This is a genomic window from Phytobacter sp. V91 (assembly GCF_965644225.1).
Classification (GTDB): domain Bacteria; phylum Pseudomonadota; class Gammaproteobacteria; order Enterobacterales; family Enterobacteriaceae; genus CBFFRJ01.
The window spans coordinates 1-13719 of record NZ_CBFFRJ010000010.1; the positions used below are offsets into that span (position 1 = coordinate 1).

The following is a 13719-nucleotide window of genomic DNA, read 5'->3' on the forward strand; positions in this document are numbered from 1 at the left end:
AGCCGAGGGCGGTTAAGATATCAAAAACCCGTTATCCGGTGAAACGCAGTGCCGCTCCGCTTAAGTGAACGGCATTACTCCTGATGGAGAGCTTTTTTATTTGTGATGGGCCGCAAACCGCAGTGTCGGGAAATTGCGACAAAGCAGAGATTGCACTGTCTCCAAAAGGTGACACTTAACTTATTGATTTGTAATGGTGTGAGCATTACCTCTCAGGTGTGTTGCTAATTGGAGACAGTTAGCCTGGAAATCATTCAACCGCTATCTAAGGCTAAATCCTGGTTAACTGCATGAATATCCTTGGATTAATAAAATATTTTGCGTTTTGGCATGGCTGTTGCATAATACTACGCAGTGGCTCATTCACCTTCTTATGTCAGCCCCTTCGGGAAGCGCTACATAAACTTCGAATGACGCACTTAAGGTGCCTGCCGTCCAACTACTGATAAAAGCATCGCTTTTTCAGACTCCGGGCGAAACGTCGAGTTAGGCACCGCCTAATTTCATAATAAAGCCGGGTTTATACCCGGCTTTGTTGTTTCTGACTTCCCCGTAACCAGTTACTCAGCTAGCATCCTGTTAACCTGTTTTAACGAGAGTATTGCGGTGAAACGCTGGCCCATTTTTCCCCGATCCCTGCGCCAGGTCGTCATGATGGCGTTCCTGTTGATTCTGCTACCTTTGCTGGTTCTTGCCTGGCAGGCATGGCAAAGCCTGAACGCCCTTAGCGACCAGGCGGCATTGACCAACCGCACCACCCTGATTGACGCCCGACGTAGCGAAGCCATGACCAATGCCGCCCTGGAGATGGAGCGCAGCTATCGCCAGTATTGCGTGCTTGACGACCACACCCTACAGCGGGTGTATCAAAGCCAGCTTAAGCGCTATAAAGAGATGCTGGATGCCCATGCTGGCGTACTTCCCGATGACAAACTTTACCAGACGCTGCGCCAGATTCTGAGTGAGCTTGCCCAGCTACAGTGTAAAAACAGCAGTCCAGCGCCTGAGGCCTCCGCCAGTCTCGAAGCTTTTGCGGCAGCCAATACGGAGATGGTGCAATCAACCCGGGCGGTGGTCTTTTCCCGTGGGCAGCAGTTGCAGCGGGATATCGCCGAACGCGGTCAGTTCTTCGGCTGGCAGGCTCTGGTGCTGTTTATGGTCAGCCTGGCGATGGTACTGCTGTTTACCCGGATGATTATCGGCCCGGTGAAAGGGATAGAGCGGATGATCAATCGTCTGGGAGAAGGGCGTTCACTGGGACACACCGTTATCTTTAAAGGCCCCAGGGAGCTACGTTATGTGGGGGAGCGCATTATCTGGCTCAGCGAGCGTCTCTCCTGGCTTGAATCTCAGCGTCATCAGTTTTTGCGTCACATCTCTCACGAGCTGAAAACCCCGCTGGCAAGCATGCGCGAAGGCACGGAGCTTTTAGCCGATCAGGTTGTTGGCCCTTTAACGCCTGAACAGAAAGAGGTGGTGCAGATCCTCGATGACAGTAGCCGTAACCTGCAAAAGCTGATTGAACAACTGCTGGATTACAACCGCAAGCTGGCGGACAGTGCGGTGGAACTGGAGCAGGTCGAGATAGAACCGCTGCTGGAGATGGTTATCTCCGCTCACAGTTTGCCTGCGCGAGCTAAAATGATGCATACCGGGGTAACGCTCGATGCCACCACCTGCATTGCCGAACCGATGTTATTGATGAGCGTGCTGGACAATCTTTATTCCAACGCGGTGCACTATGGGGCTGAATCCGGTAACATTTACATCCACAGTTACCTTGCAAGCTCTGCGCTGCGTATTGAGGTAGCAAACTCCGGAGACCCTATCCCGGAAACGGAACGCGGCATGATTTTCGAACCCTTCTTTCAGGGTAGCCATCAACGAAAAGGGGCGGTGAAAGGCAGTGGGCTGGGCTTAAGTATCGCCAGAGACTGCGTTCGTCGCATGAAGGGTGAGTTACATCTGGTGACGGTCAGTCACGCAGATGTCTGTTTTCGTATTGAGCTACCGCTCAATGCGCCGGAAATATCTATTAAATGAAGCGAAATCAGGTGAGTATGTCGCAGGTTTTTTCCCGCGTGACTGGCGCGGTATTGTTGCCTAAAAAAATGCTTCGCGCATTATCCTGCCTGCTGCTGGCAGGATGTGTGTCTCAGACGCCAGAAAGCGCCGTTCAGGCAAAACTGGAGGAGCAGGTTCCGGATCATCAGCTAGCCGACTTCCTGGTGACGGACTGCGATGATATCTGGTCGCTGTCAGGTAAAGTTTTTGATACCAATCCGTTGTTCTGGATGCGCAGCATGGATTGCGCCAGTCGACTGGCCCCGGCAGAGGCGCGCGCGCAAGCCCGCCTGCATACGGACGATACCTGGCAGGATGCGTTCAGACGCGGCATCCTGTTGTCGGGAGCCAAAATCACCCCTGTAGAGCGGCGCGAAAGCGCAGCCCGCCTGGATGTGTTAAGTTCGCAGATCCCGGTGCCCGTTCGCCCCCTTTTCCAGCTCTGGCGTGATGCTGAAAGTATGCAGATCCAGTTGTCCGAAGAGCGTGGCCGTTATGCGAAGCTTCAGCAATCTGCTGACGCAGAACTGGATTCCCTGCGCCAGCAACAGCAGTTTCTGCGCGAACAGCTGGAAACGACGACGCGCAAACTGGAAAATCTGACCGACATTGAGCGGCGGCTGTCCACCCGCAAACCCGGTGGTAATGATTTACCGGACAGCGCCCGCCCGGCAAGGACCGATGTGAAATCTGAGGATACCAGGCCATGACCCTGCGCAAACCTGCCCATCTTCTGTTGGTCGACGACGATCCTGGTCTGTTGAAGCTGCTTGGGCTGCGCCTGACCAGTGAAGGTTACAGTATTGTCACCGCTGAAAGTGGCCAGGAAGGATTGCGGATCCTGGCGCGCGAGAAGGTCGACCTTGTCATCAGCGATCTGCGGATGGACGAGATGGACGGCATGCAGTTATTTGCTGAGATCCAGCGCGTACAACCCGGCATGCCGGTGATTATTCTGACCGCCCATGGCTCGATTCCCGATGCGGTCGCCGCCACCCAGCAAGGGGTATTCAGTTTTCTGACCAAGCCGGTCGACAAAGATGCGCTTTACAAAGCCATTGATGATGCGCTGGAGCACACGGCGCTCGCGTCCGACGATCAATGGCGCGAAACCATTATTACCCGCAGTCCGGTCATGCTGCGCTTGCTGGAACAGGCGCGGATGGTCGCACAGTCCGATGTCAGCGTGCTGATTAACGGCCAGAGCGGTACCGGGAAAGAGATCCTGGCCCAGGCTATCCACAATGCCAGCCCGCGCAGTAAGAATGCCTTTATTGCGATTAACTGCGGCGCGCTACCGGAGCAACTGCTGGAATCAGAACTCTTTGGTCATGCGCGCGGCGCTTTTACGGGGGCCGTCAGCAGCCGTGAAGGGCTGTTTCAGGCCGCAGAAGGCGGTACGCTGTTCCTCGATGAAATCGGCGACATGCCAAACCCATTGCAGGTGAAATTGCTGCGTGTATTGCAGGAGCGTAAAGTGCGCCCGCTCGGCAGTAACCGCGATATCGACATAAATGTGCGGATCATCTCCGCCACTCACCGGGATTTGCCTAAAGCGATGGCGCGCGGAGAGTTTCGTGAAGATCTCTTCTATCGCCTCAATGTGGTGAATCTGAAGATCCCGGCCCTGGCCGAGCGTGCCGAAGATATTCCGCTACTGGCGAACCATCTTTTGCGTCAGTCTGCCGACAGACATAAGCCGTTCGTACGGGCTTTTTCAACCGATGCCCTGAAGCGGCTGATGACGGCAGGCTGGCCGGGCAACGTGCGCCAACTGGTGAACGTTATTGAACAGTGTGTGGCGCTCACCTCGTCACCGGTCATCAGTGATGCGCTGGTAGAGCAGGCGCTGGAAGGCGAGAACACCGCCTTGCCGACCTTCGTTGAGGCGCGCAATCAATTTGAGCTCAACTATCTGCGCAAACTGCTGCAAATCACCAAAGGGAATGTCACCCATGCGGCAAGAATGGCGGGGCGCAACCGCACGGAATTTTACAAATTACTCTCACGCCACGAGCTGGATGCCAACGACTTTAAAGAGTAATGGCGTACTGGATATGGTAGTGTGAGCAACCGATTACGAAGACGAAAACTGGCAAGCGTGTAAAAGGACCCACCATGAAAAAGATTGATGCGATTATTAAACCTTTCAAACTGGATGATGTGCGCGAAGCGCTGGCCGAAGTTGGCATCACCGGGATGACGGTAACCGAAGTGAAAGGTTTTGGTCGCCAGAAAGGCCACACCGAGCTCTATCGTGGCGCGGAATACATGGTGGATTTTCTGCCGAAAGTGAAAATTGAAATTGTGGTCACCGACGATATTGTCGACACCTGTGTTGATACCATTATCCGCACCGCCCAGACCGGTAAAATCGGTGACGGTAAGATTTTCGTCTTTGATGTTGCCCGCGTGGTGCGTATTCGTACCGGCGAAGAAGACGACGCGGCAATCTGATTTATTGCCCCTCGCCCGGTGGGTGAGGGGCGCACTGCTTTACAGCACTTTGTGTGGACCAAAACATTCGTAGTGAATGTGTTCTGCTTTAATCCCCAACCCGACTAATTGCTTCGCCGCAAACTGCATAAATGCCACCGGGCCGCAGAGGTAAAACTGCATTGCCGGACTGCTGAATGCGCCCTCATGCTGGCTTAAATCCATTAATCCCTGGCTGTTAAACCCCGCTGTGGCTTTATCTGCGGCTGTCGGCTCACGATACCAGACATGTGATGTAAAACGCGCCAGCGCTTCGCCGTGTGCGGCCACTTCGTCAGCAAAAGCGTGCGCAGCGCCGTTCTCCGCCGCATGGAACCAGTTCACCTGGGCCTGATGTTTTACCTGCGCCAGGGTATCGAGCATCGCCAGCATTGGCGTCTGGCCCACACCGGCAGAAATCAGCGTAACGGGGGTGTTTGCCTCAACGTTCAGGAAGAAATCGCCAGCAGGCGCGGTCAGACTCACGATATCCCCTTCACGTGCATGCTGATGCAGCCAGCCTGATACCAGGCCACCGTCCTCGCGTTTTACCGCGATACGATAGCTGAGGCCGTTGGCAGCCGTGGTTAACGAGTACTGGCGAATTTCCTGATAGTCGAACGCGTTGGGTTTCAGCCAGATACCGAGGTACTGCCCGGCCTGATAGTCGGCAACTTTCCCGCCGTCCACGGGCGCGAATTCAAAGCTGGTGATAAGTGCGCTTTGCGCTTTTTTTGCCACCAGACGAAACGCACGAGTGCCTTCCCAGCCGCCTGTCTTCCCTGCATTCGCCTGATACAGCTGCGCTTCGCGTCGAATGAATACGCCTGCCAGCACGCCGTAAGCTTTCCCCCAGGCTTCCAGTACCGCCGGGCCTGGGCTGAACATCTCATCAAGCGTTGCCAGCAGGTGCTGGCCTACAATGCTGTACTGCTCCGAATTTATCTGGAAACTGGTGTGTTTCTGGGCAATTTTTTCCACAGCGGGGAGCAGGGCGGCGAGATTATCCAGGTTACTGGCGCAGGCGGCGATGGCATTGAACAGCGCTTCACGCTGGTCACCGTTACGCTGGTTGCTCATATTGAAAATATCTTTGAGCTCCGGGTTGTGGGTGAACATGCGATCGTAAAAATGGGCGGTCAGCTTCGGACCGGTTTCCAGCAGCAGGGGAATGGTGGCTTTCACGGTGGCGATGGTTTGGGCGTCGAGCATGGTTGCTTCCTTATAATATCTATAACATGTATTTTAAATGCATCTTATAAGGTGTGCCTGCTTGTTGTAAAGAAAAGGCGATAAATATCCCTCTCCTCTGAACGTGAACAATTTGCATCACAAAGGTGAAAAGAATTCCGTTGCAAGGGGAAAGTCTATTGTCTCTCAAACCCTTGTATGACGGGCAGCCAATCGTTTGCGTAAAAACCTTTGTCAAGACCTGTTATCGAGATTTGATTCAGTTATACTGTGAGCCGTTCCCCAAAATGGGCCTCAATTTAGAGCTGTTTTATTGTTAGCTGAGCAGGAGAAGCGGATGTTAAAGCGTGAAATGAACATTGCCGATTATGATGCCGATTTATGGCAGGCTATGGAGCAAGAGAAAGTACGTCAGGAAGAACACATTGAACTGATCGCCTCCGAAAACTACACCAGCCCGCGTGTAATGCAGGCTCAGGGTTCTCAGCTGACTAACAAATATGCCGAAGGCTATCCGGGCAAACGTTACTACGGCGGCTGTGAATACGTTGACGTGGTAGAGCAACTGGCGATTGACCGTGCCAAAGAACTGTTTGGCGCAGACTACGCTAACGTGCAGCCGCACTCCGGTTCTCAGGCTAACTTCGCGGTCTACACCACGCTGCTTCAGCCGGGCGATACCGTTCTGGGTATGAACCTGGCGCACGGTGGTCACCTGACTCACGGTTCTCCGGTTAACTTCTCCGGCAAACTGTACAACATCGTTCCTTACGGTATCGATGAATCCGGCCATATCGACTACGCAGACCTGGAAAAACAGGCGAAAGAACACCAGCCGAAAATGATCATCGGTGGCTTCTCCGCTTATTCCGGCGTGGTTGACTGGGCCAAAATGCGTGAAATCGCTGACAGCATCGGTGCTTACCTGTTCGTCGATATGGCACACGTTGCAGGTCTGGTGGCTGCGGGCGTCTACCCGAACCCGGTTCCTCATGCTCATGTTGTGACCACCACGACCCATAAAACCCTGGCAGGTCCGCGTGGCGGCCTGATCCTGGCAAAAGACGGTAGCGAAGAGCTGTACAAAAAACTGAACTCTGCCGTCTTCCCTGGCGCGCAGGGCGGCCCGTTGATGCACGTTATCGCCGGTAAAGCGGTTGCGCTGAAAGAAGCGATGGAGCCAGAGTTCAAAACCTATCAGCAGCAGGTTGCTATCAACGCTAAAGCGATGGTCTCCGTGTTCCTGAGCCGTGGTTACAACGTGGTTTCCGGCGGTACTGACAACCACCTGTTCCTGCTGGATCTGGTGGATAAAAACCTGACCGGTAAAGAAGCTGACGCTGCTCTGGGCCGCGCTAACATCACCGTCAACAAGAACAGCGTGCCGAACGATCCGAAGAGCCCGTTCGTCACTTCCGGTATCCGTGTTGGTACCCCGGCTGTTACCCGTCGTGGTTTTAAAGAAGCGGAAGTCAAAGAACTGGCTGGCTGGATGTGTGACGTGCTGGACAGCATCAATGACGAATCCGTGATTGAGCAGGTTAAACAGAAAGTTCTGGATATCTGCGCTCGCTTCCCGGTTTACGCATAATATTCAGTAAGTTATAAAATGAAGCCCGCACTGCGGGCTTTTTTTATGGCGTTTGCTGCGGAACGTGCCTTTTTTTCAGTAAGAAGGGCAGGAACAACAGCACATAAGGCGCAATAAACCAAAGCAGGCAAAGTGCGCGCGAGTAGCCGCAGTAGCGAATGCAGCGGGCATTGCTTGAGGCTACAGGGAGGATAAAGAACAAAAAGATGATTAAGGAGTAGTCGCTGGTGTAAGGCACCCACAGATAAAACAAAAACCAGCACAACTGAAATGACAGGATGTACAGATACTCCAGCTTTGTGTCCCTGCCATAGCAGTCAAAGGCTTTCACGAAGCCCATTTTCAGTGTTCGTAGATAATGCGTGAGCATAAAAGCCATAACCGCCGCTAACCGATTTTTTCTCTGAAACTCACTATAGGACAGAGTTGTTCATCGCTTCTACTACCAGTATGTGGCTTTCAGGGGCAACATTTGCTCATTTCAGCCCCATATAACCGTGTATCCCCATATAAATTCCCACCAGCGCAATCAATACGCTGGAGAAATACGGCGCACGTCGGGCAAGTGTGTTAAAGCCCGACCAGCGTTTAGCGGCTTGCTGCACGCTGAATGCAGCACCCACGCCGACGGCGACCAGCGTCAGTGCCAGACCGATACTGAAGCACACCACCATGGTCGCCCCCAGCGTTAACGCTTTAAGCTGAATGCAGATCAGCAGCACGGTAATGGCTGCCGGGCAGGGAATTAAGCCTCCCGTCAGGCCAAACAGCAGAATTTGTCCGTTGGTGACTTTGCCGCCGGTAAAACGTCGTTCAATATCCCGCGCGTGCGCCCGCTCATGGGCATCCTGATATTCCTCTTCTTTAGTGAGCTTACGCAGGGTGAGAATTTGCGGCTGCTGGCTGACGACGGTCTTCACCGGCTGCATCAGTACGCTTTTGGGCGCGACGTGCGAGTGGTGTTCGTGATGATGACCTGCCTGCCACTGGCGTTCCCCCTGCCAGGTGCGCCAGAACATCCACGCGGCGGTAGCGAGAATGATGACGGCAGAGAAAACCTGCAGCCAGGGTTCAACGGACTCGGCAGTGAACTGACGGCTGATATACATCCCGCCCAGTGCGATGAGCCAGACAATGGCGGTATGTGAGAAGGTCGCCGCCAGACCTAGCATCACGGCCTGTTTGACCGTGCCCTTAATGGCGATGATAAAGGCTGCCATCATCGTCTTCGAGTGGCCGGGTTCCAGCCCGTGGAGAGCACCGAGAAGAATGGCGCTCGGAATAAAAAACCAGGCATTTCCTTGCTGAAAGAGGGTCGCAAAATCGGTCATGAGAATCATTCTCGCTAATTTTTATCTCATTAAATCTACTCCCCCCCAGTAAAAAATACTACCCCCCAGTAGAATTAAGATCTCCTTCTGGATCTATGTTATTCTGCGATCCGCTCAGCACAGGTGAAATGAGGTCAGCATGTCGCATACCATTCGGGATAAACGAAAACTCAAAGCGCGCGCCAGCAAGATAGAAGGGCAGGTGGTGGCGCTGAAGAAGATGCTGGATGAACCCCATGAATGTGCACAGGTTTTGCAGCAGATTGCCGCCATTCGCGGCGCAGTAAATGGCCTGATGCGTGAAGTGATCAAGGGCAATTTGACCGATCATATCGTGCATGAAAATGATGAAGTAAAGCGCGAAGCGGATCTCGACGTGGTGCTCAGCGTACTCGATTCCTACATCCGTTAATGCATCTCAGCGAGCAGCGCCTCAACGTATAAATAGCCAATTCCCATAATTTGTTGGGCCCGGCTTAATTGCCCAAAGCCGATCTGGGTGGCTTTGATTCGCGGATTTCCGCCGTGATCGAACGGATTCAATCCGGTCTGCCCGACGATAGTATTAAGCCAGCGATCGCCAAACGCGCAACTGCGGCCATAGAGCCATATCTGATTGATATTCAAGATATTTAAAAAGTTATATAAACTCAGGCCAATGGCGCAGGCGGCATTTTCTACCCAGGCATTAATCCGGGTATCTCCTGCCTGCCAGGCGGCGATAAGCTGTGAGGTGGTGAGCGTCTGTGGATCCAGTTTGGGGGCAGGCTGAGACTTCAGCCAGATCCGCGCCTGCTTTTTCAGGGCGCTGAGTGAGGCGACGGTTTCCAGGCAGCCATAGCGCCCGCAGTCGCAGGCAATCCCATCGGGATCAATAATGGTGTGGCCAATTTGCCCGCTGCCGTACAGCGTGCCACGGTAAATCTTTTCGTTAATCACAAAGGAAGAGCCAATTCCGTAATCCACGTTGATCACGCAAAAATCCCGCTCCTGAGCGCTGTTCTGCCACTTTTCCGCCAGCGCCAGCATCACACAATCGTTGTCCACCATTACCCGAACGCCCAGCTTTTCTTCCAGCAGATATTTCAGCTCGACCGGTTCACTCCAGGGGGCCTGCGGCATATTTTGCGAGACGCCGGTGACAGGATTGACCTGCCCGTGGACGCCCAGAGCCAGATTAATGGTATGACCCGGCCAGGCTTTGCGGTAGCGGTGCCAGCACTGCTCAATGGCGGCCAGCAATGCCTGTGGGTTGGGGGCATTCAACGTGTGGCGTTCATATTCCCCTTTCGGGCTCAGGCAGGCGTTGGCGAGCTGGCATTTAATGCTGGTGGGGGTGATGTTCATGCAAAGCGTCCAGGGGCCATCCGGTGCAATAAGCCAGGTACCGCCGCTGTGGCCGCGGGTGGGCTTGTCATCCATCACATTCAGTACCCGTTTATCCGCTTCCAGCTCCTGAAGGATATTACTGATGGCCGGGATGGAAATATGTGCCAGCCTGGCAAGCGTTGATTTACTGGCGCGCTTCTGACGATAAATATGTTCAAGCACCACGCATTTGTTGATGCGACGAATTTGCTGGTTGTTAATGCAGACGCCCATGATTACTAAACCCTGTTTAGTGTATTGCGTGATTATTGTGCGAAAACCCCTTTCCTTTGTCTGTCAGACTGCCCACAAATCCACATTTTAGTGTGTCTTGTTAATTAAGAGGGCTATATGGAACCCGTAAAAGTCTGGCGTGAAACCGTCTTTATCCCTACTTACGAAACCGGTCCGCAGGACATTCACCCGATGTTTCTCGACAACCGCGTTTATCAGGGGTCAACGGGCGCCGTCTACCCCTACGGCGTGACTGATACGCTGAGCGACAGCAAAACAGAGAAAGCGTGGCAGGCCGTTTGGCTGGAAAACGACTATCTGAAAATCATGATCCTCCCGGAGCTGGGCGGCCGCGTGCAGAAGGCGTTCGATAAGGTCAAACAGCGCGATTTTGTTTACCACAACGAGGTGATTAAACCCGCGCTGGTGGGATTGCTCGGCCCCTGGATCTCCGGCGGGATTGAATTTAACTGGCCGCAGCACCATCGTCCCACCACCTATATGCCAGTGGACTGCACCATTGAAGAACAGGATGACGGCAGCAAGACGGTGTGGGTAGGAGAGACGGAGCCGATGCACGGTTTACAGGTGATGACCGGATTCACTCTGCGTCCTGACCGTGCCGCGCTGGAAATTGGCAGTCGCGTGTATAACGGAAATGTCACGCCACGCCATTTCTTATGGTGGGCAAACCCGGCGGTAAAAGGGGGCGATAGCCATCAGAGCGTCTTCCCGCCGGATGTTACCGCTGTCTTTGATCACGGCAAACGCGCCGTCTCCGCTTTCCCCATTGCCACGGGTACCTACTACAAAGTCGATTACTCCGCGGGTGTCGATATTTCGCGATACAAGAATGTGCCCGTGCCGACCTCCTATATGGCGGAAAAGTCAGCCTATGACTTTGTGGGGGCCTGGTCCCACGATGAAGATGGCGGGCTGCTGCACGTGGCTGATCACCATATTGCGCCGGGCAAAAAGCAGTGGAGCTGGGGGCATAGCGAATTCGGTCAGGCCTGGGATCGCAGTCTCACTGATGAGAACGGTCCTTATATCGAGCTGATGACCGGTATTTATGCCGATAATCAGCCCGATTTCACCTGGCTTGATGCCTTTGAAGAGAAACGCTTCGTCCAGTATTTTCTGCCTTATCATTCACTGGGTATGGTGCAAAACGCCTCGCGGGATGCGGTGCTGAAACTGCAGCGCAGTGAACAAGGCGTGGCCTGGGGGCTGTATGCCATCGCCAGCCTGGTCGGACACCGATTAATGATTTATGAAGCCGGGAACAACGCCCCGCTGCTCGATAAAGCAGTGGATATGCTGCCCTGTACGGTGTTGCAGGGAGAACTTGACGGTGCGGCTTTGGCGCGGTTGACCATCACTCTGCATGACGAGCAGGGCCGGGCGGTTCTGAGCTATGAAGAGCATCAGATCGGTGAGATGCCACTGCCGGAAGTGGCCACGGCGCCTGCGGCAGCGGGTGAGATAACCTCTGCCGACGAGGCCTGGTTTATCGGCCAGCATCTGGAGCAGTACAACCACGCCAGCCGTTCGGCGTTTGACTATTACGCCCGTGGCGTGGCGATTGATCCGCTCGATTATCGCTGCAACCTGGCGCTGGCGACCCTTGAGTACAACCGCGCAGACTATCCCCGCGCGGTGGAATATGCCACTCAGGCGCTGGCCCGCGCCCATCGGCTGAATAAAAATCCGCAGTGCGGGATGGCGAGCCTTATCCGCGCCAGCGCCCTTGAGCGCCAGCAGCGCTGGCAGGATGCCGAAGAGGATTTCTGGCGTGCCACCTGGAGCGGCAACAGCAAGGCCGCCGGGTTTTATGGCCTGGCGCGGCTGGCAGCCAGGACGCATCGCTTCGCCGACGCTATTGAGTTCTGCCGTCAGAGCCTGCGCGCCAGTCCCACCAATCAGGATGTGCTCTGCCTGCGTTCGCTGCTTTTACAGTTAAGTGGTCGGGATGATGAGGCGACCGCGCAACAGCATGTTCTGCAACACGACTACCCGTTAAACCCGACGGTGTGGTGGCTACAGTGGCAGTTTACCCGTAGTGAGAGCTCACTTCAGGCATGGCGAAACCTGTGCGGCGGCCGCGATATCAACGCACTCACCACCGCAGGGCAGCTTCTGAGCTGGGGGATGACGGCGCTGGCGCAGGAGGTGCTGGAGTTGCTGGCCTGTGAGCGTACTTTGCCGCTGTTATTACAGGCGAGCCTGTTGCCGCCGGCACAGCGCGCGCCGTTAATTGCCCGGGCTGTTGCGGCTTTCCCGCAGTTTGTCCGCTTCCCCAATACTCTGGATGAGATCGCCGCATTAACCGCGCTCCCGGAAAGCGCTTTTACCCGCCATCTGCTGGCCTGCTTTTATTACAGCAAGCGTAACGATGCACAAGCCGTTGCCCTCTGGCAGCAATGTGTGGCAATGGACGACGGCTTTGCCGACGCCTGGCGCGGGCTGGCTATTTATGCCTGGAACAAACAGCAGGATGCCGCTCAGGCCACCCGTTATCTTGACACCGCCTGTCGACTGCAACCGGACGATGCCCGACTGCTGTTTGAGCGCGACCTGCTGGCGAAGCTGACCGGAGCGAGTGCGCAAAGTCGGCTGGAGCGGCTGGAGGGTAACCTCGCCTGCGCGCTTAAGCGTGATGATATGACCGCCGAATTACTCAATCTCTGGCATCTTTGCGACAAAACTCAGCGTGCAACTGAGGTGCTCGCCAGGCGTAAGTTCCATCCCTGGGAAGGGGGGGAGGGCAAAGTCACCAGCCAGTTTATTCTCAACCGGTTACTGCAGGCGTGGCAGGCCATCGACAGCCACCAGCCAGCCCAGGCTGAAGAGCGGCTTATTGACGCATTACGCTACCCGGAAAACCTCAGTGAAGGACGTCTTCCTGGTCAGAGCGACAACGACATCTGGTTCTGGCTGGGGGTCTGTGCGCGACTACAGGGGGATGAAGCTCAGGCCAGGGTGGCCTGGCAAAAAGCGGCCCAGGGCGATCGCAGCCTCAACGTGCACAGCTATTACAACGATCAACCGGTGGATTACCTGTTCTGGCAGGGCATTGCGCTACGCATGCTCGGGGACGATGCTGCGGCTGATGCGCTGTTTACGGACATGGCACGCTGGGCAGACCACATGGCGGATGCGCCAGTCGAGGCGGATTTCTTCGCTGTATCACAACCGGATCTCCTGTCGCTGTACGGCAATTTGCGGCAACAACATCAGGAGAAATGCCTGTATATACAGGCGCTGGCGGCGGCCGGAAAAGGTGAGCAAAGCGAATGGCAGCAGGCCTGCGCGGCGCTGAATGCCCTTAACCCGGCCTGGCCAAAAGCGGCCCTGTTTCAGCAGGTGATGGGCTACGTGCTGCATCTCATTCACTAAATCTTGTTTACTGAAATCTGCGAGCGGCCTGACCGCCGCTCCTGGCTCAATCGTTAAAATATATCG

11 protein-coding genes are annotated in these 13719 nt (G+C 54.7%); 7 read left to right on the top strand and 4 right to left on the bottom strand.

Features of this window, described 5'->3' with window-relative positions; genetic code table 11:
* Positions 1-606: 606 nt before the first annotated feature.
* From qseE to glnB, 4 genes are all read left to right on the top strand, one after another.
* Positions 607-2043 carry a two component system sensor histidine kinase QseE/GlrK gene (gene qseE / locus ACSZO4_RS03375; protein WP_437887437.1) on the top strand — a complete coding sequence of 479 codons (1437 nt, stop codon included), beginning with the start codon at positions 607-609 and terminating at the stop codon, positions 2041-2043.
* Complete coding sequence (qseG, locus tag ACSZO4_RS03380) at positions 2040-2774, top strand: two-component system QseEF-associated lipoprotein QseG (RefSeq protein ID WP_437887438.1); 735 nt, start codon at positions 2040-2042, stop codon at positions 2772-2774. The genes qseE and qseG overlap by 4 nt, the downstream gene beginning before the upstream one ends.
* On the top strand, positions 2771-4108 hold the full coding sequence (glrR, locus tag ACSZO4_RS03385; RefSeq protein ID WP_437887439.1) for a two-component system response regulator GlrR: 1338 nt from the start codon (positions 2771-2773) through the stop codon (positions 4106-4108). Before qseG ends, glrR begins: the two co-directional genes overlap by 4 nt.
* A gap of 74 nt (positions 4109-4182) precedes the next feature.
* Complete coding sequence (glnB, locus tag ACSZO4_RS03390) at positions 4183-4521, top strand: nitrogen regulatory protein P-II (protein ID WP_002438074.1); 339 nt, start codon at positions 4183-4185, stop codon at positions 4519-4521.
* A gap of 39 nt (positions 4522-4560) precedes the next feature.
* On the opposite strand, the gene hmpA is transcribed toward glnB, so the two are convergent.
* Positions 4561-5751: an NO-inducible flavohemoprotein gene (hmpA, locus tag ACSZO4_RS03395; RefSeq protein ID WP_437887440.1), complete on the bottom strand. Its 1191-nt coding sequence runs from the start codon at positions 5749-5751 to the stop codon at positions 4561-4563.
* 316 nt (positions 5752-6067) lie between these two features.
* Here hmpA and glyA point away from each other — a divergent pair, with 316 nt between their 5' ends.
* On the top strand, positions 6068-7321 hold the full coding sequence (gene glyA / locus ACSZO4_RS03400; RefSeq protein ID WP_437887442.1) for a serine hydroxymethyltransferase: 1254 nt from the start codon (positions 6068-6070) through the stop codon (positions 7319-7321).
* A gap of 43 nt (positions 7322-7364) precedes the next feature.
* On the opposite strand, the gene ACSZO4_RS03405 is transcribed toward glyA, so the two are convergent.
* Together ACSZO4_RS03405 and ACSZO4_RS03410 are read right to left on the bottom strand one after the other, a co-directional pair.
* Positions 7365-7700, bottom strand: a complete 336-nt coding sequence (locus ACSZO4_RS03405; RefSeq protein ID WP_437887443.1) for a hypothetical protein — start codon at positions 7698-7700, stop codon at positions 7365-7367.
* Between the two features lie 97 nt (positions 7701-7797).
* A complete protein-coding gene (locus ACSZO4_RS03410; RefSeq protein WP_437887444.1) occupies positions 7798-8652 on the bottom strand; it encodes a nickel/cobalt efflux protein RcnA in 855 nt (284 codons plus the stop codon).
* A gap of 139 nt (positions 8653-8791) precedes the next feature.
* On the opposite strand from ACSZO4_RS03410, the gene rcnR reads away from it, so the two are divergent.
* A complete protein-coding gene (gene rcnR, locus ACSZO4_RS03415) occupies positions 8792-9064 on the top strand; it encodes a Ni(II)/Co(II)-binding transcriptional repressor RcnR (protein WP_437887446.1) in 273 nt (90 codons plus the stop codon).
* On the opposite strand, the gene ACSZO4_RS03420 is transcribed toward rcnR, so the two are convergent.
* Positions 9061-10254, bottom strand: a complete 1194-nt coding sequence (locus ACSZO4_RS03420; RefSeq protein ID WP_437887447.1) for an ROK family protein — start codon at positions 10252-10254, stop codon at positions 9061-9063. The two genes, rcnR and ACSZO4_RS03420, sit on opposite strands and share 4 nt — an antisense overlap.
* Before the next feature lie 117 nt (positions 10255-10371).
* On the opposite strand from ACSZO4_RS03420, the gene ACSZO4_RS03425 reads away from it, so the two are divergent.
* Positions 10372-13653, top strand: a complete 3282-nt coding sequence (locus ACSZO4_RS03425) for a DUF5107 domain-containing protein (protein ID WP_437887448.1) — start codon at positions 10372-10374, stop codon at positions 13651-13653.
* Positions 13654-13719 lie beyond the last annotated feature (66 nt).